The following is a 24727-nucleotide window of genomic DNA, read 5'->3' as shown; positions in this document are numbered from 1 at the left end:
CAAACGATCGGAGTTCATCAGGGTAAGAAGGGATGAGCCGAAAAGAGGTTGGAACTTATCTCCATTCCAAACGTAAGTAATGTAAACGACCTAAGGAGTGGGAGGCATAAATATGAAGCAGCTTTATATAAAACAGAAGGTATTCAGTCTTGGCGGGCAATTTACAGTGAAGGATCAGCAGGAGGAGGATGTCTATTACGTGGAGGGAAGTTTCATGCAAGTCCCAAAGACTTTCTCCATTAGGAATACAGCAAGAGATGAAGTCGCATTGATTACGAAAAAGGTGTTCAGCTTCTTGCCAAAGTTCTTTGTCGAGGTGAATGGTCGAGAGGTATTGACAATAAAGAAGGAATGGTCCCTCTTTAAAGCGCGGTATACAATGGATGCGGCTGGCATTGAAGTACATGGGAATTGGTGGGATATGAATTTTCAAGTTTTGCAGCATGGTGAAATCGTTGGCGAAGTGGGCAAGGAGTGGTTCACTTGGGGCGATAGCTACAAGGTGCAAATCATGGATGAAGCGATGGAAACCATCATCATCGCACTCGTCGTGGCCATAGATTGTGTGAAGGCCGATCAAGCAGCTGCCTCCTCAGCAGCGTCGGTTTAAGCGGGGGTGCAGCACGTTTCTTCTTTAACTGATTGTGCATCTGTAGATTTCCTCTCTTATATAAGGTAAATAAGTACTTTCTAAACAAATTTTCTAGAAATATAATGAAAGGGATAGGAGGTAATGAGAATGAAACATAGGTCTTTGCACCAACGGCATAAAGAGCATAATCAACGCGTATCGGAATTCCATAAAAAACACGCTCGTCAAATAGCTAATGGAGAAAACGGGAACGGTTGGTTAGCCCGGCTCGAAAGGACTTTTTTTAATAAAGTGCTTGTTCCGCTTAAAGTTGTAAAGTAACATCTGCTTTTCTGCTCCTGCTTTTTTGGGAGCAGTTCTTTTATATACGTAAGGTCCAAACAGCTTCCTTTGCGCCGATCGTGGAAGAAGGAACTATAGGGTGAATCGCGAATATCTAAGTTAGTTGAAAAATTCAAATGAGACAGGAGCTAGGTACAATGATAAAAGGGTTTGGCGGAATATTCTGGAGAACGAAAAATCTGGACGAAGTGAAAAGATGGTACAGCGAAGCGTTGAAGCTTGATATCGATGATTGGAACGGGACAGTGATCAAGCCCCAATCAGGAAATGAGACCATCTTTTCTCTCTTTAGCGATGAGGACAATTATTTTCCAGCGGAACAACAAGTGATGCTGAATTTCCAAGTACATAATCTGGACGAGACCATGAAGCATCTTGAACAGGTTGGTGTCCCGCTCGCCAAGAAAGAAGAGGTCAGTGAGTATGGGAAATTCGTTTGGATTAAAGATCCTGAAGGCCGCTTGATCGAGCTTTGGGAGAAATGAATCGGAGCTGCCTTTAAGGCAGCTTATTTTTTTGGAACTGACGGGCCAGGATCGCTTCAACATACACTTTGGTAACCGGACTAATCATTATTACATGTGTTTTACTAGTTTATAGGCCAGGATAGCTAAGTATAGCTTGATGCCATTATCATAATCATCCAGGTCCAGTCCGGTTTTTCTCTGGATTTGATCTAATCTATACTTCAATGTGTGGCGATGAATATATAGCTCACTTGCTGTTTTTTTAATACTTTGGTTGAAAAAAAGATAGGCTTCAAGCGTTGTGATGAGGTCTGTACCTTTTGAATCTATTAGAGTTTCAAGGTGTTTTTGGTAGTACGCCTCTAAATCCATCCCTGATTGTTTCATTTCAATCAGTAATGGATATAAGCCAAGCTCATCATAACGGACGATGGATTTTGGTTTGAATAGAACTTGGGAAAAGCGGGCTGCTTGCTCGGATTCAGCAGCACGTTTATGTAATTCATGAATGCTTGCAGCCGTTTTACCGATGCCTATAGCGATCGGTTCGTGTAACAAGGCTGCATTCCACTGATGTAAGAGATTCTCCGCTAGCTCCCTGCTATTGAATCCAGTCTGTGCTTCCGCCAAAACCATCACACTATCGGATTTTGTCCTCATCAGGTAGGGGATTTTCGACTTGCCCATCGTGTACTGGATCATTTCGGTTAACTGACTGTAGTTTTCCTTCATGTTTTCCTCTTTCACGGATGGAAAATAAATGAACAGGATGCTTTGTGGGTTTGAAAGGTCCACGCCTAGTTTACGTCCCCTCTCGATCAAATCTTTATGATCGGGAATGATCGGATGTACCGCTTCATCCAGGAAGTCACTGGTGAGCCGCAAATGAGTCTCCTCTATTGCCCTTCTTCGCAAAAATTCAATCGCATATACAGTAGTCGCATGCTCGATTGCGATTGAATCCAATTCTTCCGATAACCGTTTTTCCTTTATGATGAGTACATGTCCGTAGGTATGTTGATTAGCGATAATGGGCTGACTGATCATCTCGAAGTTATCCAGTTGTTTTTCATATAGATGTTTTACATCGTTGATATCAATAAAGTCATGTTTTATGCAGGAACTTATGATGTCATCCTGTGCCATCAGGATGATACTTGCATCCAATATGTCATGGAGGGTTTTGGTGATCGGATCGAATCCGTGTTGTTCCAGTACCAGCCGTGTAAAATCCTGATGGATTCGCAGCGAATACTCCAATGTTTGGCTTTGCTTGTTTACAACTTGTACGAGCAGTTCTTTTGTAATCATGGAAAAATTGATGTCTTGAGGAATTTCAATGAAAGGCAGGGCAAATTCGTCGGCGATGGCAAGGAATGATTCCGGGATTTCCTTCAGATAAAAACCTGTATAAATAGCTATACCAGATAGTTTCCTGCTGGATAAAAGCTTTTCGAATTCCTTGCGTTTTTCCGTATTTTCTCCTAGTCCGAATCCTGTTGTAATCAAGAACTCCCCATCTTGCAGACGATGGATATCTTCGATTACCTCCACGATGGTTACCCATTTGATCCAATTTTGCAGGCCCTTTTTTCCAGCCAGTAATTGTGTTTGTTTCATGATCGGTAGTTGCAGCGCTTCATACATCCGAATCGCCATTGACAGCCCCCCAGTTAGTCATCATCAATTATTCTATCTTCGATTATACACGGTGTATAATGGAACCTCCATTTTTTCATCCGTTTGTCAAATTGTTATTTGTCAGAAATTTCTATAAAGTTTAAGGTACTCTTATAATTCAAGGGAGCTGTAACGGATGAAGGAACGAGATTATTTAATTAAACCGGTATTAGGTAAGAAATATCCAATGGCTGCAGCTGCCAAAGGCATATATATCTATGATCAGGCTGGCAGGAAATATATCGATGGGTCGTCAGGAGCCGTCACCGTAAGCATTGGACATGGTGTACAGGAGGTGATCGATGAAACGCTTGCACAGGCAGAAAAGATTTCATTTTCTTATCGATCGCAATTTACCAATGAACCGGCTGAAAAACTAGCGGAAAAATTGAGTCAATTGGCTCCTGGAGATCTTAATTGGTCATTCTTTGTCAATAGCGGCTCGGAAGCGACCGAGACAGCGATGAAGATTGCAATCCAATATTGGCAAGAGAAGGGTCAACCGCAAAAAGAACGCATCATATCCAGGTGGTCGAGTTATCATGGCATCACCATGGGGGCCTTATCCATGTCAGGGCATGTACAAAGAAGACAGAGATTTTCCGCGATGTTAGCGGATTATCCTTCAGTGTCTGCCCCATACACATATCGCCGGCCCGAACACGTAACGGAGGAGGAATGGGGGCTGCTTTGTGCCCAAGAACTGGAAGCGGAAATCAATCGCATCGGGGAAGAGCGAGTTGCCGCTTTTATTGCAGAGCCCATTATAGGCGCCGCTGGGGGGGCCATCATGCCGCCTGCTAATTATTATCAACAAATCAAACAAATTTGCGAGCGTCATAACGTCTTATTTATTGCCGATGAGGTAATGACCGGAATGGGCCGTACGGGGAAAATGTTCGCCATCGAGCATTGGGACGTTACGCCGGACCTTATGACCCTAGGAAAAGGAATGAGTTCAGGATATACCCCGATGGCAGCTACACTCGTCAGTGATAAAGTCATGGAACCTATACTGACTGGTTCCAAGTCCATTATGGGAGGCCATACTTATAGTGCCAATCCGCAATCTGCAGCAGTTGCACTAAAGGTGATTGAATACGTGGAGAAACATCAATTGGCAGAAAAAGCAGAAGAGCAAGGTACCTATCTGATGAATAAACTGAAAGCGCTCCAATCGTCGTATGAAATGATCGGGGACATAAGGGGAAAGGGTCTTTTGATTGGAATGGAGTTTGTCGCAAACCGGGAAAGTAAAAATCCTTATCCGCCTGAATCAGATGTAACGAACCGGGTAATCGAGCAGGCTTTTGCAAAAGGGTTACTTGTTTATCCAGCTTCCGGAGCCAATGATGGGTTGGGCGATGCTATTATCATTTCTCCTCCCTTGGTCATTACGAAAGATGAACTGGATCGTTTAGTGGATAAGTTAGAAGCGGCCATTTCCGAGGTGCAATGCGAACTCCGTCTGGAGGGGGAGGCAGATCCTGCTGTCCCACTTTAAACAAGGATGAGTGAGGAGGGAAAGCCTTATCGTTATATGACGTGAGCGGCTATCCTGAGGTGTTTGTAAACATAAAATACGCCTGGAGAAGCAGCCGGTTCAGCACTTCTCCAGCATTTTAGTCAAGGAGGATACATGATGTCCATTCAAAATCTGCCTTTTTTCACCCGAATCGAGACGGGGGAAAGGTATACGATGGAGCTCTATCTCGATCATGCCAATCAACGATTGCGCATTGATGATTATCGGGGAAATATCAAAACAGTGATAACGCGGTCCCTCGCCATCGCTCAGGAGCACGGCTTTACAAAAGTGATCCTTAAAGCCAGACAGGAGGATTTACCTGCGATATTGGCTCGCGGGTTTGTGCTCGAAGGACTTTTAAGCAAGTATTTTAATGGAAATGATGCCTATTGCCTGGCCTTGTATTTTACCGATGAAAGGCGAACAAGTGACGATTGGATGAAGGAAGACCAAATGATCCAAGCTGTTATGGACCTTCCTAGAGTGATGGAAAAGCAGCCATTGCCTGAAGGGTATTCGCTTCGATTTGCTGGAGTTGACGATGCACATGAGCTGGCCAGCTTGTATGGTGCCATTTTTGAAACCTATCCCACACCGATGAATGATGAGGGGTATATCAAAAAAGTGATGGAGGAAGGTACGATCTTTAGTGTTATTCAATATGAAGGATCGATAGTCAGTGCTGCCTCCGCGGAAGTATGTGAAAGGTATCATCATGCTGAAATGACAGACTGTGCCACGATCCCCCAGCAACGAAAACATGGTTTTATGAAGGTATTGATCTCCGCATTGGAGGGTGAACTTATCAGGAAAAATATTTATTGTTCCTACTCTTTAGCACGATCTTTGTCAATGGGCATGAACGCCGTCTTTCACCAGCTCGGGTATGAATATGGCGGAAGATTAACGAAGAATTGCAATATTTGGGACAAGTATGAGGACATGAATATTTGGGCGAAAGACTTATCTTCCGCAAGTGAGTGTTTCAAATGAAGAAACTGGAGGCTCGGAAGGTCTGATAGAGAACAACGAGCATGCCATTTAGGAGGAACGACATATGAGGCAGGTCATTTCCAAAAAGAACAAAGTGGTGACTCTGGAGGAAGCAATCGAGTATATAACGGATGGATGTACGCTCATGTATGGCGGGTTTGGGGGAGTGGGAACGCCGCCAACGCTCATACAGGGCATCCTGGACAAGGGCGTTAAGGATTTAACTTTGATTGGCAATGATACAGGATTCCCCGATATTGGAATTGGCAGGCTGGTGACTCTCGAAAGGGCCAGAAAGGTCATCGCCTCCCATATCGGATCTAATCCGAATGCCGGCCGGCTCATGACGGAAGGAAGGCTGGAAGTGGAATTTTCGCCGCAAGGGACATTAGCTGAAAGGGTACGTGCAGGAGGAGTGGGCTTGGGCGGGATTTTTGTTGATGTCGGGATAGGGACTATTGCTGAAGAAGGCAAAAACAACATTATCATCGATGGAAAGGCGTATCTGGCCGAAACCGCTTTGACCGCGGAAGTGAGCATCGTCTATGCCAAAAAGGCTGATCCGTTAGGGAATTTGGTATATGACAAGACTGCCCGTAACTTCAACCCGCTGGTAGCGATGGCAGGAGCGATTACGATAGCTGAAGTAGAAGAGATTGTTCCGGTCGGCGCATTGGATCCGGAGTGCATTGCCACGCCAGGCATTTATGTAGATATGGTAATTCCAACAAAAGGGGTGAATTGGAAATGGGCATGGGAGTAGCAGTACGGAATCGCATCGCCAAACGCGCTGCCAAGGAAATCCATGACGGATTGATCGTTAACTTAGGTATTGGCATCCCTACCTTGGTCGCCGATCATGTACCTCCAGATATCCATGTGCTGTTTCATGCGGAAAATGGTGTTCTTGGAACAGGTCCCAGTCCAAATCAGGGGGAAGAGGATCCTGCTCTCTGTAACGCAGGAGGACTGCCGATCACGACTGTAATGGGAGCTTCCTACTTTGACAGTGCTGCGGCATTTGGCATGATTCGTCGAGGATACATCGACATAACCATCCTTGGGGCATTGGAAGTGAGTGAAACAGGGGATTTGGCCAACTGGATCGTCCCGGGCAAACGGGTGCCGGGGATGGGCGGAGCAATGGAGCTTGCCCAAAAAGCGAAAAAGGTGATTGTCTTGATGAATCATGTGAACAAAAAGGGCGAATCGAAGATAGTGAAGACATGCAGTTTGCCGTTAACGGCAAAGCAAAGTGTAGATATGATCATCACGGAAATGGCTGTCATGGAGGTCACAAAAGAGGGATTGATATTGAAGGAGGTTATGGCACCTTATACAGTGGAAGATGTGATGGCGCATACAGAGGCAACGTTGAAAATCGGGGCTACAGTCCACAGCATTGAATAGGCAAGGGAATGAAGAATATCGTTGCTGGCGCGAACGGCAGCGGGATCCATTCTGAAAATCACTCCGGAATGGTCAGTGATCGATGAGAATATGTGCATATAAGGAGGAAAAACGTGGCGAATGTAAAAGAACGAATCAACCAATGGATCAAGGATCATCGGGAAGAAGGAACGGACTTATTGCAAAGATTGGTGCAAGCCCCGAGTACCCAAGGAAATGAAGCGGAGGCACAGGCGATCGTTGCCCGGAAAATACGGGAAATGGGCCTGGAGGTCGATATTTGGGAGCCTGATGGCGGGGAGCTGAAAAAGCATCCCTATTTCTATTCTCCTCGCAGCGAATTCTCCAATAGCCATAATGTGGTAGGGGTCATGAAGGGGACTGGAGGGGGCCGTTCCATCATCCTGAATGGACACATCGATGTGGTACCCGATGGTGATCGAAATCAGTGGGATGACGATCCATATAGTGGAGCCATTAAGGATGGGAAAATGTTTGGACGCGGGGTAACAGATATGAAGGGAGGCAATGTATCCCTGATCCTTGCCATTCAGGCAATAAAGGAAAATGGCATCCAGTTAAAAGGAGATGTCATCTTTCAAAGTGTGATTGAAGAAGAAAGCGGCGGTGCCGGAACGTTGGCAGCCGTCCTGAGGGGCTACAAAGCCGATGCTGCCCTTATCCCTGAACCAACGAATATGAGGATTTTCCCCAAGCAGCAAGGATCGATGTGGTTCCGAGTTCTGGTAAAAGGCCGGTCAGCTCACGGCGGAACCAGGTATGAAGGCGTTAGTGCCATTGAAAAGAGCATGTCTGTCATAAAACATATTCGTGCTCTGGAGGAAAAGCGAAATGCACGTATCCGTGATCCGCTGTATCGGAACACGCCCATTCCGATACCCATCAATTTAGGCGTCATTGAAGGCGGTAATTGGCCATCCTCCGTTCCCGATCTCGTGAAAATGGAAGGGAGGATGGGTGTTGCGCCAGAGGAATCGATGGAGCAGGCCAAAACCGAAATGGCCGAGTGGCTATTGCAAATCAAAGAAGCAGATGAATGGTTCAAGGATCATCCCCCCGTTTTAGAGTGGTTCGGAGCGCGCTGGGTCCCCGGGGCGATTGATGTGGAGCACGAGCTAATGAATACGCTCGTCCATCAATTTCGGGAGGTTGCTGGACAGGACCCGGTCATCGAAGCCTCTCCATGGGGGACTGATGGTGGATTGCTGACACATGTCGGCGAAACGCCTGCGATCGTCTTTGGCCCAGGAGCAACGGAGGTTGCTCATTATCCAAATGAATACATCTTACTGGACCATGTGTTTACGACAGCGGAAATCATTGCCCTCGCTTTAATTCAATGGTGTGGAATGGAGCCATTGCAGGAGGAGCCGTATGCGGCCTTGGCACGTAATGAAGACAAATGAAATCGAACGACTATTGAAGGATAAAGAGAAAGTGTGATGGCACGATGAATCGATGTCTAAGCTTGTTTGCTTTGGGGCAGGAACCTTGCTAATTCCTGCCTTCAGTTTGAAAAGGGATAACCCCCTCTGCCAATACCGATCATGAAGGCTGTTAAGACTGATCTCCATCAATATTTATTGAAGTGTTGACTTTAATAGAAAATGAGGTAGTAACCAATGCAGATGAAGCTCATTGAAAATCAAGAACCATCAGTAAAAAGAAGCTTAAAAGCAAGGCATATGACCATGATCGCAATTGGAGGTTCCATCGGAACTGGCTTATTTTTGGCAAGTGGTACAACAATCCAAATGGCAGGACCTGGCGGTGCTCTCGCTGCATATGCATGCATTGGAATCATGGTGTATTTCCTTATGACAAGCTTGGGGGAAATGGCGACATTCATGCCTGTATCGGGATCATTTTCTTCTTATGCCACACGCTTTGTAGATCCAGCGTTCGGTTTTGCGCTTGGCTGGAATTATTGGTTCAATTGGGCGGTCACCCTTGCTGTAGAAGTAGCTGCGTCATCCATCATCATGAAATTCTGGCTGCCTGAAGTACCAGGCTTACTATGGAGTGCCTTGTTTCTTGGACTCGTTTTTACGCTGAACGCTTTATCGATTAAAAGCTTTGGTGAATCGGAATATTGGTTTGCCTTAATAAAAGTCGTCGCCATTATTTTCTTTATCTTGATTGGGATCTTGACCATTTTAGGGGTGTTTGGAGGAAAGCTGATTGGCTTTGAACACTTCACCCAGGGTGAGGCCCCATTCAAGGGCGGGTTTTTATCGATCATCAGTATTTTTCTTATCGCCGGCTTTTCTTTTCAAGGGACGGAACTGGTTGGCATTGCTGCTGGCGAAAGTGAAAATCCCGATAAAAACTTGCCGAATGCAATTCGGCAAGTATTTTGGCGCATCCTCTTGTTTTACATCGGAGCGATTTTGATACTCGGGCTGTTAATTCCATATACGAGTCCAAGTTTATTGGGCGGGGATGTTGAAGATATTTCTGTAAGCCCATTCACGCTCGTGTTTGAACGGGCAGGATTTGCGTTCGCTGCCTCGGTCATGAATGCGGTTGTGTTGACATCATTACTTTCTGCAGGGAACTCGGGGCTCTATGCATCTACTCGAATGTTATGGTCGATGGCAAAGGAAGGACAGGCTCCGAAGTTCCTAGCCCGAATTAATCGCCGGGGAATCCCGATGAATGCCTTGGTTCTCACGACGATAATCGGCGGACTAGCTTTTTTGACATCCATTTTTGGAGATCACGTATTTACATGGCTATTAAATGCCTCAGGACTAGTGGGCTTCATCGCTTGGATCGGCATTGCTGTCAGCCATTATCGGTTTAGACGTGCCTATGTAGCACAGGGCGGGGACGTAAACAAGCTGACATACAAAGCGAAATGGTTTCCAGTCGGTCCGATTCTCTCCTTCAGCCTTTGCCTGATTGTCATTGCAGGGCAGAATTACGAAGCGTTTCTTAGCGGCAGTATTGACTGGTACGGGATTGCCGTCTCCTATATTGGTCTCCCCCTATTTATAGCGACATGGGCAGGATACAAGCTTTATTACAAAACCAAAGTAATCTCATTAAAGGATTGTTCGTTCGATAAATCTTTGTAGGAATGGGATGAAAAAGGTGAGGACTCTTTTAAACTGTACCTTAAGCAGAGACAAAAAAATGCACGGATAGGTTTTGGCAAGCCATCTAAGAAACATACATCAACGCTCATTTCTTTATGAACGAAGGGGTGCGTTATGCACCCTGCTAGGCTCATGAAAAATAGTAAACAAGTACAAATTAGACCTAAGGATGTAAAAAACGAAAAAGATATGCAACATTGAACTTGATAGAAGGGCAGCATCAAAAGAGTTTTTGGAGAGAGCCGAATAAAAGCGATTTGTTTAATGGAGATATTTAATTGTATATGCACAGGATGTATCTTTCCGTAGCTATTCACGTTGCGACGTGGATAGTATGACTCCACCCACTATAAATAGCGATCCTAAAATTTCTGCACTCGTTATTGGTTTATATAGCAAGATTAACCCCATGATCATTGCCACAAAAGGCTCTAAGTTGGATAGGATGGAAGCTTTTGAAGCATCAACATATCTGATATTGTTATTCCAAATCAGGGTAGCAATACCGTGTACAACCACGGCAGATCCGATCAGTAAAGTCCAATCAGACACCTTAGTGCTTATTAGTAATGGACTTTTTAGTAAAAAAACAAAAGGGATGGACACAATAAAGCCTACTATATTCGAATACAAAGTAATGGTAATGGGATCAATTCTTTGGGAGAGACTCCTTGTCATGATAATCATAATGGCAAAGGTGATCATCGTGACAACGATCCACAATAATCCTTTTTCCATATGCAAAGAAGATGAATGGCCGCTTACTACAACAAAGTAAATCCCTATGATTGCCACAAATGACCCTGCCAACATGCGAATGGTTAGTTTTTCTTTTAAAAAAATAGCTGCTAATATGCTAGTGAAAATGGGGGTAGTGGCTAAAATTAAAGCAGAGGTTGTTGGATCAGCTGTTTGTAATCCTACAAAAAAAGACCATTGGTTTAAAAATACACCAGTCACCCCTAGAAAAATAATGGCTAATAAATCCGAATGAAGCACACGTTGGAATCGCTTTTTGGATAGGGCTATTCCGCTTAAGAAAAGCACAATAAAAAAAAGTCTGAGCATGGTTAACAGAGTAGGGGGGAAATCTTCAACTAAAATCTTTCCGATTACAAAATTACTTCCCCATATCACTACACAAAAGGTTAGCCAAGTATAAGCTTTTAACATATATACCACCTTACTATTTCAATATACTACCTGTTCTATTCTATACTTACTCGGTTTATTTTTATACAATTTTCATTGAAATGATGGGGGAATGTTTTTGGTTTTTGAATGTCTTCAATAAGAGATCAAAATGGATTGCTGTAAAGTGAATGAACAGAGTGTCAAACCTCTGGGGAGATACACCTCATCAATAAAGAATACATACATAGTGGAGTCCAATACAAATCGTGATCAATGGAGCCGTTATTTAGCTGTTTACATGCCGGAAAATACGAGGGTTCCATTTTCATAATAATAAAATAATTATAGATTGCATTGACCAGTTCAAGACTTTTATGCTATAACGAGGATGAAAAATACAAATAAAAGCTTATTGAATGTATATGCTTAGGAATATGGCTTAAGCGTTTCTACCTGGTAACCGCAAATCACCGGACTACATGAAAGAATGGCTGGAATCTTAAAATTTCTTTAATTTCTACTCCACTATTTCTACATGTAAATCCGAACCTGGATAGGTACCTATCCGGTTTTTTGGCATTTCACCCGAACCATATGAGGGAAGCGGAAGTTTCTGGACTCGGGGCCTTTATAAATACATTAGAGATGGAGGAAACTCATAGTATCATTAGCACTGGGAAAATGGACTAGCGAACAGTAAAAAGGGAGCACTCTAAGCTCATTGATTGCCATACAAGGTTTTAAATCAAGTACATGGAAGTGAACTGGCCCTTTAATAATTTTTAATGAAAAGGAAGCGAAAATGGAATGGAGAAAAAACATATCTATTTTAATCATGATGGCGGAGTCGATGATTTTGTTTCATTATTTTTATTACTCCAAATGGAAAATATTGAATTGACAGGTGTATCGGTTGTTCCGGCTGATTGTTATTTAGAGCCAGCGGTATTTTCCAGCCGGAAAATTATTGATCGCTTTGGAAACGGAAATATCGAAGTGGCGGAGTCAAATTCACGCGGAAAAAACCCTTTTCCTAAAGACTGGCGTATGCACGCTTTTTATGTAGATGCCTTACCGATTTTAAATGAATCTGGAAAAATGATGACACCAGTAGCTGAAAAGCCGGCACATCTGCATATGATTGATGCTATCCGGAATACCGCTGATAAAACGACCTTATTATTCACAGGACCGCTTACTGACCTTGCTCGTGCATTGGATGAAGCTCCAGATATTGAAGAGAAAATCGAAAGACTTGTTTGGATGGGCGGCACTTTTCGAGAGGCTGGAAATGTTCACGAGCCTGAACATGATGGAACGGCCGAATGGAATGTGTTTTGGGATCCGGAAGCCGCTGGTCGAGTATGGGAAACGAATATAGAGATTGATTTAGTTGCGCTTGAAAGCACAAATCAAGTACCTTTAACCTTGGATGTACGTGAACGCTGGGCAAAAGAGCGTAAATATATTGGGGTTGATTTCCTCGGCCAATGTTATGCCATGGTGCCGCCGCTTGTTCATTTTTCGACTAATTCAACCTACTATTTATGGGATGTGTTAACGACTGCATTTATTGGCAATCATGATCTTGTTAAGGTGCAAACCATTAATAGTGTTGTCATCACAGATGGACCAAGCCAAGGGCGTACAGTTGAAACACCTGATGGGCGACCAGTGAAGGTAGTTTATGACGTGAATCGCGATGCTTTCTTCGATTACATGACGGAATTAGCTAAAAAACCCGAGTGATCATCCTTGCGTTAGCTCAAAAGGCCGCCAATTGGCGGCCTTTTAAATGTGCAATCCTTTAAATTATCATACATTAAGGAAATGAAGCGAAAAATCCTGGTGGAACTTATGGGGGAGGTTAGTTTACTAAGACATACCTATTAAGTTGGCAATGGCAAAGAATTGTTGGCATAAGTTACAATAATAATCATTCTTACGATGTCGATATAAGAATTCTAGTCTCTTCCGAACGTAATGAACCATTGGATTATGTAGACGACCAAGTTAAAGTAAGAATATCCCCAACATGTGATAGTGAAAAGCTTAATCAACTGACATGTAATCATGGTTTCAAGATAGAAATTTTAGATTACAAACATTTGTCTCAATAAGGATTTAGAGCTGCCATTTGGTGGTCTTTTTGGCTTAAATTTATAAAGGGGCAGGTTCATTCAATGAGCATTTTGATATGATTAGTAAAAACAAGCAGGATACGGGAGGTCATAATGGATATCGAACAAGAAAAAAGAATTGTAAAAAAGTTCTTTGCTAAAAGAATACAAGATAGAGTTCTATTTGAACTATCATCAGAAAAGAAAAGAGTAGAAGCATTGAATAGACTTTGCCATGATTATGGCAAAACCCTTCTTCCGGAATATATGATTGAAATACCAACTCCTAATTCTGATTATCAAGAAATTTCTACTTTACTTAAAAAACAAGGTGCACCCAACGAGTGTTATGTAATTTCATGGAACAAAGAAGTTGATGGTAAAAAATTATCCTTAAATGAAGCCTTAAAGAAAGTAGTTGGCTATGGAATGCCTTCTATTGTATCGTGTATAGAAGGTTCACTTGCATACTTTGAAGCAGAACAAGAGGCAGGATCACCGCCAAGATTTTTACTGAAAAGGTAAAGATAATGACTGCTTCTCTTTAAACTCAGGTGTTTTAATTCAATTCATTACCCGAATTTCTTAGTCATTTATTTTAATGATAAGTCAAGTATGTCAATATGGAAGTTTGTTCTTTTAAAGCAACCTCCTCTTTCAATATACCGTCTAATCATTGAAAAGAAAGGCACTAAAGATATTTGCCTGTATGATGAGTTTAATATTACTGAATAGCGTGCCGGAACCGCGCTGTTTATTCATGCTAAGAATAAATCACTTAAGGAAATGACATAATAAGATTTCATCTTCCAAAGGAGTGATCTATGTGCAAAGTAATTTTCCATGGATATATGGAATTTTAATTGTCTTATTTTTTATAACTTTAGCATATTTGATTTACAGGTTTTCTAAAACTCAAGGTAGTGGCCTCATTTGGACTTTCACTATTTATGGAGTAATTACTTTGTTCTTTATCGCCATTACAATGATTAATAAATACATTTAATCGTTTTCCCGTACTGTGATTCAAGGCTGATGCAAGGTAGTGCCCAGCCTTTTTTCTTGCTTGCTCGATTTTTCAATCTCGATCAATTACTATTAAGTTCATTGCTTCTTTCGCGAGCTGCCTTTAAGGCAGCTTTTTCTTATTGAACGATCGGGGCAGGTCAATGCATTATTAATGAGGCAAGATTTATTAAATTTTTTAAAGTATTTCATCTAGTATGAGATTGCTTTTATATTCAGTAAACAAGGAGAGAATATAATTCGAATGATATATATCAAAAAAGAACAATTATTTATTGTAAAACAATAAATAATTGTTCTATAATAAAAATAATTGATGGAAGTGGGAGCTTCTGCATGGGCTGCTGCCTATCTAAAAAAAGGGAGGTCACCATACCGTTAACGCGACAGTGTAATCGAATAATTCAATGTGAAAGGAGTGTCTTTTGTGGGAATAACGTCGTTTTTAATCGGAATTTTTGGAGCCATATTAGTTATAATCTTCGTTTATCCGTTAATAATGGTTAGAAAATATGGGAAAGGTCCATCACCTTATAAGTGGTCTTACTTTGTATTCGGTTTATTAATAATCAATTGGCTATTATATAGTACAGGTTTTTATACATTGCTACCTATTAAAATTGCAGACTTAATTTTTATCCCAATCTGGTTTTTTGTGTGTGCCTTAGGTGCCTTATTTACAATATTCGAGTTTAAGAACAACAAAGCCTTTGCGGTTCCCCTTGCCGGCTTTACTTTCATTAGCTTTGTTTTCGCTTTGTTCATAATCGGTATAACACAGATGTAACGTTCAAGTATGTTTTCAACAAGAGGAAACGTAACGTACCCTAATTTCAAAGTAAATATGTACACAGATTTAGGGGGAAATGAAAAGAGTGACATAGATTTAGTAAAAGAAAGTGATAATAAATTACAAATAATAGAGCGGGCTACTTAACGTAGCAAGGTCTTCCTGCATTAATATTAGGTGGATTCTTGTTAGTTTTGACTCTCACTAGCCTAAAAAATTTAGATGCTTATGGAAGGGCAATTCCCTACTATTGTGAGATCGTCGTCATATAAGGTATATTATATTTGTTGAATAGATTCTGTTTAACGACAAGAAAAGTAGGTGAACAAAATGGGAAAATATCAATTGGATACCAAAGGTAAGGTAGCTGTGGCAAAGTATCATGAAAAGCAGAAGCCTGCCAAATTTGATAAAAAGCAGCAACTTGAAAAAATACGTGCGGAGTATTTGAAAAAGAAGCAAAAACAAACAGATAAATGATTTGAATGAGAACATAGGCAGACGAAAGTCTTTCTATGTTTTTTTTTTCGAGGTTCTTTAATTGAAGGCAGCTTTTTCTTTTGCAATGGTTTGGATGGTGTAGTTTTACAAGCTCTGTGTGATCGAACTTTCTCATGCCCATTTTTTTCATTACTAAAATTTCTCCTAATACGGATAATAACCAATAATTTGAATGAGGAGGAATTAATATATGAGAAAATTTATATATGCAGTGGCACCTTTTCTTGCTTTGTGCATTCATACCTTGCCCGTACAGGCGGAAAAAAATCATCATCATAATTCCCAGGGGCAGGAACAAGTTATAGATAATTTTTTACTTGAGCTTTACCAGGATGAAATTATTAATGCAGCGAAGGATTATTACAAGGACGATTCAGTCAGCATTAATTTTAATTGGATAGACAAGAAATATGATGTTGTTGAAATGCTGCAGTCTCAAAAAGGAGAAGTATACAGTAATGCCTATATCTTGAAATTCACTATATTAACCTACTCTTCAAATGGGCCAAAAGAGCAATCATGCTTGGGAACAGATACCATAACTCTTGGCATAGATCCCATATTAAATAACAAAGAATTCAATCCGAAGAAGGAACCTGTTGTTAAGTTTTTGAGTTTTCAACATAACGCTCCGCCCAAAGACGGCTAAGATGATGGGCACTAACTCGGTGTCCTTTTTTCCGTATAGTTTATATCCCCCCCTTCGAGAATAACGGTGCATCCATTGAAAATCAAAGCTGTCCTTCAGGCAGCTTTTTTCTTATGGCACGACTTGGAGTTCGTGCCGTTCACCCCCTATGGAAGACCTCAGATAAGTGCTCTCTCACAGGTTCAAGGTTTTCCCTTAACTTTCCCCAAAAGGATTCATACGTACATCCCGACTTCTTGTTAGTAATTACCATTACAGATAAACATTATTTAGGATAAGTTCATTTTTTGTGGATAACTTAGAAATGAAATCTTAAATGAAAGGATACATTTATGAAAAAAAAATGGGTTTTATTAGCTATTCTTTCTTCGATAGGCAGTGTGCTTTCTGGCTGTAAATCATTGGCCGTTTTGGATCCGAAAGGGCCACAAGCCCAAACGCAGGCCAATGTGATTTGGCTGTCGATCGCAATCATGGCGGTTATCGTGATCGTGGTTTGTGCCATTTTGGTTTATGTGTTAATGAAATACCGGGACTCTAAGCTCCCTAAGGACTATGAACCGCCTTACATTGAAGGGAACCATGTCGTTGAATCGATTATTGTTGGGGTGCCGATTATCATCGTCGTTTTCTTCTCCATCGTTTCTGTCATTTCCAACAATAAGGTGGAAGCCACACCTGAAGAGTACAAGGGTCAGGATCCATTGGTCATTTACGCTTCGACATCTGATTGGAAGTGGCATTTCAGTTATCCCGAAAACGGAATCGAGACAGTGAACTATTTGTATATACCGACAAATCGACCGCTTGAATTCAAGCTATATTCGTTCGGGCCAATTACGAGTTTCTGGGTTCCGCAGCTTGGCGGCCAAAAATATGCCATGTCCAACATGGTGACCACCTTGCACCTAGCCGCTGATGAGGCGGGGGAAATGATGGGACGAAATGCAAACTTTAGCGGAAAGGGATTCGCTGAAAATATGTTCCATGTCGAAGCGATGTCTCAAGTTAAGTTTGATGATTGGGTGAAGGAAGTGAAGGCAACTGCGAAGCCGATTACTCCAGAAAAATTCAATGAATTATTGAAACCGGGTCATGTCGGGCAGTTGACATTCACTGGAACTCATTTGAAGTTCTCACCAGCTCCAGAGGGTGAAAATGCTGGACATCATCATGGTTCAAGTGACACTAATGCCGATTCAAAAGGCGGCCATATGGAACATGATCATAAAACAAATGATGGTAATGAAAGTTCAGAACACAATCATGAATGATTTCATGGTTCCTCTCAAGAAAAATATGGTTAGAAAGGAAACATAACAGTATGGGGTTCTTCACTAGATTTCTTATACCTAATCCGAGTCCGGTCATCTACACATCAATGGTAGCGATTGGTATTACGATTCTCTTGATCGTTTTTGGTTTAACCCACTTTAAGAAATGGTTTTATTTATGGAGTGGCTGGCTGACGACGGTCGATCATAAAAGAATAGGCATCATGTATTTAATCGCTGCTTTGCTGATGCTATTTCGTGGCGGTGTTGATGCCGTGATGATGCGGGCACAGCTTGCCATACCGGATAACAAATTATTGGATTCACAGCACTATAATGAAATTTTTTCCACGCACGGGGTTGTGATGATTCTCTTTATGGCGATGCCGTACATCATGGCTTTAATGAATTTCGTGGTGCCCTTGCAAATTGGGGCACGGGATGTAGCATTCCCTCGCCTTAATGCGATAAGCTTCTGGTTGTTTTTCATGGGGGCGATGCTATTCAACATCTCATTTGTCATTGGCGGCTCACCGGATGCAGGGTGGTCCTCTTATTTCCCGCTTGCAGGCAATGAATTCAGTCCGCATGTCGGGACGAATTATTATATGATTGCCATCCAAATTGCCGGAATAGGGACGTTAATGACCGGGATTAACTTTATGACGACGATTCTCAAAATGAGAGCCCCCGGTATGAAATTGATGCGGATGCCAATGTTTACATGGGCGTCCTTAGTCACAAGCGTCATCATCATTTTCGCCTTCCCTGTCTTAACGGTGGCGCTGATCATGGGGACGATGGATCGGCTATTCGCAACCAAGTTTTTCGCGATGACCGACGGCGGAATGGATATGCTTTGGGCTAACTTGTTCTGGGTTTGGGGACATCCTGAAGTATACATCTTGATTTTGCCGGCATTTGGTCTATTTAGCGAGATCATTCCAACCTTTTCCCGACGTAATCTTTATGGCTATCGATCAATGGTGGCTTCGATGGTGTTCATCTCCATCTATTCATTCTTCGTTTGGACGCACCATTTCTTTACAATGGGGCAGGCAGCCTATGTCAATAGCATATTCTCGATCACGACGATGGTCATTGCCATTCCGACTGGAATCAAGATCTTTAACTGGCTATTCACGATGTGGAGGGGGAGGATCAGATTTACCGTACCGATGCTTTATTCGATCGGCTTCATCCCGCTTTTCACAATCGGCGGCGTTACCGGGGTCATGCTGGCGATGTCAGCGGCGGATTATCAATATCATAATACTATGTTCTTAGTGGCTCACTTCCATAATGTCATCATCCCTGGTGTAGTATTCGCCGTGCTTGGTGCGGCAACTTACTACTGGCCGAAAATGTTTGGTTTCATGCTGAACGAGAGACTTGGGAAATGGGCATTCTGGTTTTTGACCATCGGTTTTTGCTTGGCCTTCTTCCCGATGTATATCACAGGGTTGGATGGACAAGCACGCCGGATATACACATACTCTGAATCGACTGGTTTTGGGCCATGGAATATGGTTACGTTCATCGGTACAGTACTTATGGCCATCAGCTTCTTTTTAATCGTGTATACGGTTTACTATAGCATTCGCCATGCGCCGAAGGATGTTGGCGATGATCCGTGGGATGCTCGTTCGCTTGAATGGGCCACCCATAATCCAGTCCCGGAATATAACTTTGCGATCATTCCGCAAGTGAGCTCAAGGGAAGCGTTTTGGGATGCCAAATATAAAGGGCATGAATTGTTCAAGGGTGATTATGAAAAAATTCATATGCCGAATAACAGCGGCGGACCGTTCATCATGTCCTGCATCTTCTTCGTCTTTGGGTTTGCGTTAGTATTCAGCATCTGGTTCCTTGCGATCATGGGGCTGATCGGCATCTTCGTCTGCATGGCCCTTCGTTCATTCGAAATAGATCACGGGCGTTACATTTCTGTAGAAGAAATTAAAGAAACAGAAGCAAAATATGGGGGTGTCAACAAATGAAGATCGACCACTCGCAGCCTCTTGAATATAGTACCGAACAAAATCGGCTGAATATTTTGGGCTTCTGGATTTTCCTTGGAGCCGAAATCATGCTCTTTGCTACACTCTTTGCATCCTATTTTACATTGGTGGATCGTACGGGTGACGGCCCGGCTGGGGCGAGGATTTTCGAAATCACTCCTGTACTGGCTGAAACATTCCTGCTTTTGACAAGCAGTTTTGTCATCGGTCTTGGCATTCATGCCATGCGGCTTGGCCACAAGAAAGCCATGTTGACCTTCTTCGTAATCACGCTTCTTCTTGGATTAGGCTTCTTGGGATTTGAAATCACGGAGTTCATTACCTATTATCACGAAGGAGCCACGCTGCAAACCAGTGCATTTACATCGGTGCTCTTTACAACATTAGGGACACATGGAGCACATGTTACCTTAGGACTGTTCTGGGGAACGTTTATTGTCCTGCAAGTGAAAAAACGCGGTCTTACACCTGAAACGGCCAATAAATCCTTCATTTTCTCTCTTTATTGGCATTTCCTTGATATCGTTTGGATTTTCATCTTCACCTTTATCTACATGAAAGGAATGACATGAGCATGAAGGAATTATTCCCGGCCAAACAAGTATGGGGCTTTGTATTCTCATTGATTTTGACGCTCGCGGCTCTTACCGTTTACTTCTTCAATATGTCAAAAGCGATGGGGATGACGATCTTTATATTAACAGCATTCATACAAGCGGCTGTCCAGCTTGTCGTGTTCATGCATGCCCGTGAAACGGATGATAGCAAATCGATATTCATGACGCTATACTGCGCGATCTTCCTCGCTATAATTACGGTCGTCGGTACTATCCTATGCATGATCTGGGGCTGGACTTATTGATAGTAAACAGCTTGAGGAAACGGAAGGCGGTTGAACTGGGGTGCTTTACTTCTTTAGCAGGAGCTGATCAGCAGCTCCTTTTCTTATGGGAATAGGGGACAGGTTATTTTTACAAGCGCAGTGTGTTCGGACAGTGTCAGGTTTGATGCTAATGAAGTGTTCTTAATATTGCCAGGAGGCTTTTCATGGTGAAATATATTTCGATCGCATGTTTAATATGTATCGGCTGCTTTATCTTGTTATTGGCCTTCCTTCCTTTCTTAGAAGATGTACTGATTTCATTCTCGTGTATTTTTATTTTGTTGTTATCTATAATGATTTCCTTTTTAGTTAGGATTGTTGAATTACTCAAGAAAAACTAACATGTACAAAAGGCCACGTTCAACAAGTGCGAGCTTTAACAATAAAACTATTTGCCGCACATTGTGTCAACTAAAACAATAGGTTATAAAACTAACGAGGCAGGTTACCGATGAAAAAAAGCATCCAACTGGATGCTTGCTTGTTGTATGTCAATTGATTGAACGGATGGCAATCAGCGTCATTTGTTTGCCTCGTTTACTGTCCAATGTTAACTCCACTTCAGTGCCTTGTACTGAAAACAGCTCATTTTTCAGTGAATCGGAAGTGGCTCTTGCTGAATAAGTAACACCATCATTCGCGATGAATCGGAAAACGCCCGTTGAGTCGACTCCTGTTACCATCCCTTTAACGTTAATCGTCGTATTGGTTTGAGTAGGGGGAGACACGACTGGGATTTTTATCGTTTGTCCGATTGTTAATTTTGTTGAGTCCACTTTAGGGTTTGCTTCTTGAATTACCGCTACAGGAATGCCTAAACGTTTAGAAATCTTAGTAAATGTATCCCCGCTTTTAATAACGTACTCAGAAGCATGGGAAGGGTTCTCTTGTTTGCTTGTTTGCGGTTTTGCAGTTAAATAACTCTCGCTCACATATGCTTTTTTTCCGTGGTACGTGATTTGAGCCCAACCATTCGTAGTTGAAACCACCGTCACTTTACTATTTTGTTTCAATGAACCCAATATTGAACCAGTTGCAGAGGCAGCTGCCCTAACACGTAACGAGCTTGCATGTACATACATGGTCTTAGCTTGAACGGATGGGGCTGGGTCAGCTTGATCCGTTGATTTAGATTCTGAAATGTAAGCGGCATTCACAAACACGACTCTGCCTTCAATTATTATTTCTGCCCATCCGTTTTTCACATGGATAAGTTTTACTGTATCCCCTTTTTTATAGCTGCCGACAATGGAGCTGCTTGTACTTGGTGAAGAACGAACATTCAAGGAAGTGGCTGTAACATACGCATCTTTAACACTGGGTAAAAGTAATTTTTGGTGACTTTTAATCGAAGCGATGCCGTTTGCCTCTTTGATTTGTTCCGGTGTAACACCGTGTTTGTTAGAAATCGTTTCAATCGTATCCGTATCCTTCACCACATACGTATATTCATCTATACACGCAGAAGCGGTTTGTGCCGATAGCGTTAATAGAATCGTGAAAATTCCCGATACGATGATTGTTTTGGCCGGACTCATTTTCACCCATTTCCTTACATTGGATACATGGGTTCTCCAATCTCGTGTGATATTTCTCAAGAAAGCTTTTATATCTAAAACATTTCTGATATCCAGATTATTGGTTGCTTTATTATATTGGCGGGTTTCCATTCTTGTAGTGAATACGGGCGTGATTTCTTTAGCGTTGATTTTAACTTCTTTATGATTCCCATGTTTGTCTTTCCTGCTTACTACCAATTTTCCATCCACCACTAAAGGCATCTCTATTTTCATTTTCATTCCCCCAAATGTGGTTTACACATTTCTATATTCTGTAAATGATAAGGTTCTGTCCTTAAACATTGCTGCTGATTTACTGTCTGCTTTGCGCCACTGATGCCCCTTTCGTTCAAGGGGTTTTCTTCCTGATTATTATCACCAGGTTGTCCTTGTTTTCAAATGACCCCAAAGGGCGAAAGAATGCCTGCAGGATCAAGCCTTTTCCATTTAACGGCCCCAATAGTGAAAAAATCCATAATAGTAAAATAGATCAATGGAATATTAATTATAATTGTGAAATTTGCGAACTAACAGGGCCAAAAGATGCAGTGAATCCAGCAGAATTTCATATGAATATAAGGAAAAATATGGTAGTGTAAAATAGGGGTGATTACTTGAGGAAATCGCTTGTTCTTTTGATGAGCTTATTTATCGTTTTATTCTTTTTACCAGGTTGTTCAGCCAAGCCGTCGCTGGCGCTAGTGGAAGCGGATGTTGATATTGTGAAAGATAAAAGCTTAGTTGGTGCGATTGGGATAACCGAGGGGGAAAGAAAGGGTGATGAGCTGGTACCGACCGCTTTATATTACCGATTCACCATTGAAAATAAAGGCAAGGAACCAGTGGGAAGCATCGAGGAAGCTGATAAAGGAATCAAACTAAAGATTGAGCCTAAGGACCAATTAAAAAGGGTGTCAGAAGATGTGATAGGTTTCAATATATACAATCCTGACGATTATAACGGGAGCGGTGTAGGGTTCGGGCAATCCCTTTCATCCAGTATGGACGCTGACCAAAAGGGGAAGTATACCTGTACCTACGATTTAGGTGTAAGTGAAGAAACCTCCCAAGTTGGGCTGCTTGTACCTTCAAAAGAAAAATTAGCTGAACTGAAAGAGCATGCATGGGATGCTTTCCTCGTTGTAACGATCGAAAATCAAGAAATTGCAAGATTTGACCTGAATGAATTCAAAAACTAACGGGTGCTTTACAAGGGTTGGGACGCTTATAGCTATCATGCAAAGGAAACAAGGAATTTTGAGGTTAAATCATACAAATTAGGTGGTTTTGTAGATTGGAATGGGTAAAACCTTACGAAGACGATGATCAATTTGAAGACAATCTTGACGGTTCAGTAAATTTCAACATAAAGAAATTTATTCCCGAAGCAAAGGTTGCAAAGAAATATTCGATACTAACTGAATTCTTTTTATTGCTGGGCGCGCAGCATTGTGACGCAGTTACTTCGTTATATGTACCCAATAAAATAGATAAACAGGTCGTTGAAGAAATCATGATGCATTTTTACGATACGAAGGTAGTGCTTGAAAATGGATTACCAACTGAAATTATGTTGCGTAAGCCCAATCAAGAATCACTTACTTGGATCCGAACAAAAAAAACAAATCCAATTATAAAGGGCCTATTTGGAAGCAGTAACAAGGAATATGTCTGGAAACCTGTCAAATTGTATAAGGTATTACCTGAATATATCGCACAATATGATGATCCGGAGTTCGATAAGGTATTAGAGTGCTTGAAACATACATCACCTGGACCAACAACGACACTCAGTTTATCGAGTTGGACCTTCAAAGAGTCATTAAAAGAAAACTTAGCGATTCGATATCTTGCACATACATGCAAAAACCTTTGTTTATATATCGATGATGAAAATAATATTATTGCAATAAAATTAGATTTTTATTAAAAAAATTTACAAAAAGTAACGTGGGGAACTGCTCCACAAGAGCATTATGGGGAATACCATCGTCGCTGTCCCTACCTCAATCGGGGTTCCTATGGCAGCCTTTTTCTTTATGAACGAACGGGGCAGGATAGTTGCATAAAGAAGCATAGTGTCGTCGTATTGTGATGCGATAATTTTTCTTTAAAAACAAAATTAAATGAAGGAAACAAATTAGAAGCACTTACCTATTAAACTTATTTTTATTTTTCTTCTTTTGATATTCCGTTAAATATGAAAGTGGTATTGAGAAAGTAAAGGCACCAATTGCAACAATTATAGCTTCTTGTGTAAAAAAATGGTATTTTTTTAAGGTATAGCTGTAAATACAATAACCTATGAAGCAGAGAAGTACACTTAAAAAGGGGACTAGAATATGTTTATAAAATTTCACAGCCGGATTACCTCCTTTAATATATAAAGTTATGTTTACCCTTTTTTTAGCATATTTTAACAAAATTTCTTTTGGGAAGTAATAAATTTCAAAGTGATTCTAAACTGTCTGCAATAATCTTAAGGGAAATGAATGGCTGGACACTTTTGTTTACTCTTTATTTACTGCACAGTTTGTGTCAACTCAGCGATAATCCTTAATGAACTTAACGGGTGCGTTAGCGCCAATGGGAATCTTATATAATTATATATAAATTAAAAATACCACCAAGCTGAG

At 41.6% G+C, this 24727-nt stretch carries 22 protein-coding genes and 1 riboswitch; of the genes, 19 read left to right on the top strand and 3 right to left on the bottom strand.

All coding sequences use genetic code 11. The features are described from left to right. Positions 1 to 112: 112 nt before the first annotated feature. The 3 genes from QNI08_RS11045 (at position 113) to QNI08_RS11035 (ending at position 1419) form a co-directional block, all read left to right on the top strand. The gene (locus QNI08_RS11045; RefSeq protein WP_285767470.1) at positions 113 to 610 is read left to right on the top strand and encodes an LURP-one-related/scramblase family protein; all 498 of its coding nucleotides are present in this window, start codon (positions 113 to 115) and stop codon (positions 608 to 610) included. Between the two features lie 129 nt (positions 611 to 739). Continuing rightward, positions 740 to 913, top strand: a complete 174-nt coding sequence (locus QNI08_RS11040) for a hypothetical protein (protein WP_285767469.1) — start codon at positions 740 to 742, stop codon at positions 911 to 913. A 158-nt stretch (positions 914 to 1071) separates the two neighbouring features. After that, the gene (locus QNI08_RS11035) at positions 1072 to 1419 is read left to right on the top strand and encodes a VOC family protein (RefSeq protein WP_285767468.1); all 348 of its coding nucleotides are present in this window, start codon (positions 1072 to 1074) and stop codon (positions 1417 to 1419) included. Between the two features lie 90 nt (positions 1420 to 1509). Here the strand turns inward: QNI08_RS11035 and QNI08_RS11030 are convergent, their stop codons facing one another. Beyond that, positions 1510 to 3060, bottom strand: coding sequence for a PucR family transcriptional regulator (locus QNI08_RS11030; RefSeq protein WP_285767467.1), 1551 nt, complete (start codon positions 3058 to 3060; stop codon positions 1510 to 1512). A gap of 157 nt (positions 3061 to 3217) precedes the next feature. Here QNI08_RS11030 and QNI08_RS11025 point away from each other — a divergent pair, with 157 nt between their 5' ends. The 6 genes from QNI08_RS11025 (at position 3218) to QNI08_RS11000 (ending at position 10113) form a co-directional block, all read left to right on the top strand. Beyond that, on the top strand, positions 3218 to 4585 hold the full coding sequence (locus QNI08_RS11025) for an aspartate aminotransferase family protein (RefSeq protein ID WP_285767466.1): 1368 nt from the start codon (positions 3218 to 3220) through the stop codon (positions 4583 to 4585). A 135-nt stretch (positions 4586 to 4720) separates the two neighbouring features. Beyond that, positions 4721 to 5602: a putative beta-lysine N-acetyltransferase gene (gene ablB, locus QNI08_RS11020; RefSeq protein WP_285767465.1), complete on the top strand. Its 882-nt coding sequence runs from the start codon at positions 4721 to 4723 to the stop codon at positions 5600 to 5602. Between the two features lie 64 nt (positions 5603 to 5666). Next, positions 5667 to 6365, top strand: coding sequence for a CoA transferase subunit A (locus QNI08_RS11015; protein ID WP_285767464.1), 699 nt, complete (start codon positions 5667 to 5669; stop codon positions 6363 to 6365). Continuing rightward, positions 6350 to 7012, top strand: a complete 663-nt coding sequence (locus QNI08_RS11010; protein ID WP_285767463.1) for a 3-oxoacid CoA-transferase subunit B — start codon at positions 6350 to 6352, stop codon at positions 7010 to 7012. The genes QNI08_RS11015 and QNI08_RS11010 overlap by 16 nt, the downstream gene beginning before the upstream one ends. A gap of 113 nt (positions 7013 to 7125) precedes the next feature. Next, complete coding sequence (locus tag QNI08_RS11005) at positions 7126 to 8439, top strand: peptidase (RefSeq protein WP_285767462.1); 1314 nt, start codon at positions 7126 to 7128, stop codon at positions 8437 to 8439. 216 nt (positions 8440 to 8655) lie between these two features. Then, positions 8656 to 10113: an amino acid permease gene (locus tag QNI08_RS11000; protein ID WP_285767461.1), complete on the top strand. Its 1458-nt coding sequence runs from the start codon at positions 8656 to 8658 to the stop codon at positions 10111 to 10113. Positions 10114 to 10443: 330 nt separating this feature from the next. On the opposite strand, the gene QNI08_RS10995 is transcribed toward QNI08_RS11000, so the two are convergent. Further along, on the bottom strand, positions 10444 to 11307 hold the full coding sequence (locus tag QNI08_RS10995) for a DMT family transporter (protein ID WP_285767460.1): 864 nt from the start codon (positions 11305 to 11307) through the stop codon (positions 10444 to 10446). Positions 11308 to 11664: 357 nt separating this feature from the next. Further along, positions 11665 to 11766, top strand: a riboswitch (purine riboswitch). 309 nt (positions 11767 to 12075) lie between these two features. On the opposite strand from QNI08_RS10995, the gene QNI08_RS10990 reads away from it, so the two are divergent. The 8 genes from QNI08_RS10990 (at position 12076) to qoxD (ending at position 20511) form a co-directional block, all read left to right on the top strand. Beyond that, entirely contained in the window at positions 12076 to 13017 is a 942-nt protein-coding gene (locus QNI08_RS10990) for a nucleoside hydrolase (protein WP_285767459.1), read from the top strand. Between the two features lie 485 nt (positions 13018 to 13502). Next, positions 13503 to 13913, top strand: a complete 411-nt coding sequence (locus QNI08_RS10985; protein ID WP_285767458.1) for a hypothetical protein — start codon at positions 13503 to 13505, stop codon at positions 13911 to 13913. Positions 13914 to 15534: 1621 nt separating this feature from the next. Further along, on the top strand, positions 15535 to 15684 hold the full coding sequence (locus tag QNI08_RS10980) for a hypothetical protein (RefSeq protein WP_285767457.1): 150 nt from the start codon (positions 15535 to 15537) through the stop codon (positions 15682 to 15684). A gap of 211 nt (positions 15685 to 15895) precedes the next feature. Then, the gene (locus tag QNI08_RS10975; protein ID WP_285767456.1) at positions 15896 to 16354 is read left to right on the top strand and encodes a hypothetical protein; all 459 of its coding nucleotides are present in this window, start codon (positions 15896 to 15898) and stop codon (positions 16352 to 16354) included. Between the two features lie 332 nt (positions 16355 to 16686). Then, positions 16687 to 17628: a cytochrome aa3 quinol oxidase subunit II gene (gene qoxA, locus QNI08_RS10970; RefSeq protein ID WP_285767455.1), complete on the top strand. Its 942-nt coding sequence runs from the start codon at positions 16687 to 16689 to the stop codon at positions 17626 to 17628. 50 nt (positions 17629 to 17678) lie between these two features. Beyond that, positions 17679 to 19628 (top strand): cytochrome aa3 quinol oxidase subunit I, encoded by a 1950-nt coding sequence (gene qoxB, locus QNI08_RS10965; protein WP_285767454.1) that lies wholly within the window; start codon positions 17679 to 17681, stop codon positions 19626 to 19628. Then, entirely contained in the window at positions 19625 to 20221 is a 597-nt protein-coding gene (gene qoxC, locus QNI08_RS10960; protein ID WP_285767453.1) for a cytochrome aa3 quinol oxidase subunit III, read from the top strand. Before qoxB ends, qoxC begins: the two co-directional genes overlap by 4 nt. A gap of 2 nt (positions 20222 to 20223) precedes the next feature. After that, the gene (gene qoxD / locus QNI08_RS10955) at positions 20224 to 20511 is read left to right on the top strand and encodes a cytochrome aa3 quinol oxidase subunit IV (RefSeq protein ID WP_285767452.1); all 288 of its coding nucleotides are present in this window, start codon (positions 20224 to 20226) and stop codon (positions 20509 to 20511) included. Between the two features lie 512 nt (positions 20512 to 21023). Here the strand turns inward: qoxD and QNI08_RS10950 are convergent. Beyond that, on the bottom strand, positions 21024 to 22325 hold the full coding sequence (locus QNI08_RS10950) for an SH3 domain-containing protein (protein ID WP_285767451.1): 1302 nt from the start codon (positions 22323 to 22325) through the stop codon (positions 21024 to 21026). A gap of 380 nt (positions 22326 to 22705) precedes the next feature. Here QNI08_RS10950 and QNI08_RS10945 point away from each other — a divergent pair, with 380 nt between their 5' ends. Then, positions 22706 to 23290, top strand: a complete 585-nt coding sequence (locus QNI08_RS10945) for a hypothetical protein (protein WP_285767450.1) — start codon at positions 22706 to 22708, stop codon at positions 23288 to 23290. Positions 23291 to 23385: 95 nt separating this feature from the next. Then, the gene (locus QNI08_RS10940; RefSeq protein ID WP_285767449.1) at positions 23386 to 24021 is read left to right on the top strand and encodes a hypothetical protein; all 636 of its coding nucleotides are present in this window, start codon (positions 23386 to 23388) and stop codon (positions 24019 to 24021) included. Positions 24022 to 24727 lie beyond the last annotated feature (706 nt).

The sequence above is a fragment of the Peribacillus folii genome (assembly GCF_030271255.1).
In the GTDB taxonomy this organism is placed as follows: domain Bacteria; phylum Bacillota; class Bacilli; order Bacillales; family DSM-1321; genus Peribacillus.
This window is presented reverse-complemented; position numbering and strand designations above follow the sequence as displayed.

Coding starts and splice junctions, on each gene's coding strand:
- QNI08_RS11000 (WP_285767461.1), top strand. CDS start 8,656: ATGCAGATGAAGCTCATTGAAAATCAAGAACCATCAGTAAAAAGAAGC.
- QNI08_RS11040 (WP_285767469.1), top strand. CDS start 740: ATGAAACATAGGTCTTTGCACCAACGGCATAAAGAGCATAATCAACGC.
- qoxB (WP_285767454.1), top strand. CDS start 17,679: ATGGGGTTCTTCACTAGATTTCTTATACCTAATCCGAGTCCGGTCATC.
- QNI08_RS10985 (WP_285767458.1), top strand. CDS start 13,503: ATGGATATCGAACAAGAAAAAAGAATTGTAAAAAAGTTCTTTGCTAAA.
- QNI08_RS10995 (WP_285767460.1), bottom strand. CDS start 11,307: ATGTTAAAAGCTTATACTTGGCTAACCTTTTGTGTAGTGATATGGGGA.
- QNI08_RS11015 (WP_285767464.1), top strand. CDS start 5,667: ATGAGGCAGGTCATTTCCAAAAAGAACAAAGTGGTGACTCTGGAGGAA.
- QNI08_RS10975 (WP_285767456.1), top strand. CDS start 15,896: ATGAGAAAATTTATATATGCAGTGGCACCTTTTCTTGCTTTGTGCATT.
- qoxA (WP_285767455.1), top strand. CDS start 16,687: ATGAAAAAAAAATGGGTTTTATTAGCTATTCTTTCTTCGATAGGCAGT.
- QNI08_RS11010 (WP_285767463.1), top strand. CDS start 6,350: ATGGGCATGGGAGTAGCAGTACGGAATCGCATCGCCAAACGCGCTGCC.
- QNI08_RS11025 (WP_285767466.1), top strand. CDS start 3,218: ATGAAGGAACGAGATTATTTAATTAAACCGGTATTAGGTAAGAAATAT.
- QNI08_RS11030 (WP_285767467.1), bottom strand. CDS start 3,060: ATGGCGATTCGGATGTATGAAGCGCTGCAACTACCGATCATGAAACAA.
- QNI08_RS11045 (WP_285767470.1), top strand. CDS start 113: ATGAAGCAGCTTTATATAAAACAGAAGGTATTCAGTCTTGGCGGGCAA.
- QNI08_RS10980 (WP_285767457.1), top strand. CDS start 15,535: ATGGGAAAATATCAATTGGATACCAAAGGTAAGGTAGCTGTGGCAAAG.
- QNI08_RS10990 (WP_285767459.1), top strand. CDS start 12,076: ATGGAGAAAAAACATATCTATTTTAATCATGATGGCGGAGTCGATGAT.
- QNI08_RS11035 (WP_285767468.1), top strand. CDS start 1,072: ATGATAAAAGGGTTTGGCGGAATATTCTGGAGAACGAAAAATCTGGAC.
- qoxC (WP_285767453.1), top strand. CDS start 19,625: ATGAAGATCGACCACTCGCAGCCTCTTGAATATAGTACCGAACAAAAT.
- qoxD (WP_285767452.1), top strand. CDS start 20,224: ATGAAGGAATTATTCCCGGCCAAACAAGTATGGGGCTTTGTATTCTCA.
- QNI08_RS10950 (WP_285767451.1), bottom strand. CDS start 22,325: ATGAAAATAGAGATGCCTTTAGTGGTGGATGGAAAATTGGTAGTAAGC.
- ablB (WP_285767465.1), top strand. CDS start 4,721: ATGATGTCCATTCAAAATCTGCCTTTTTTCACCCGAATCGAGACGGGG.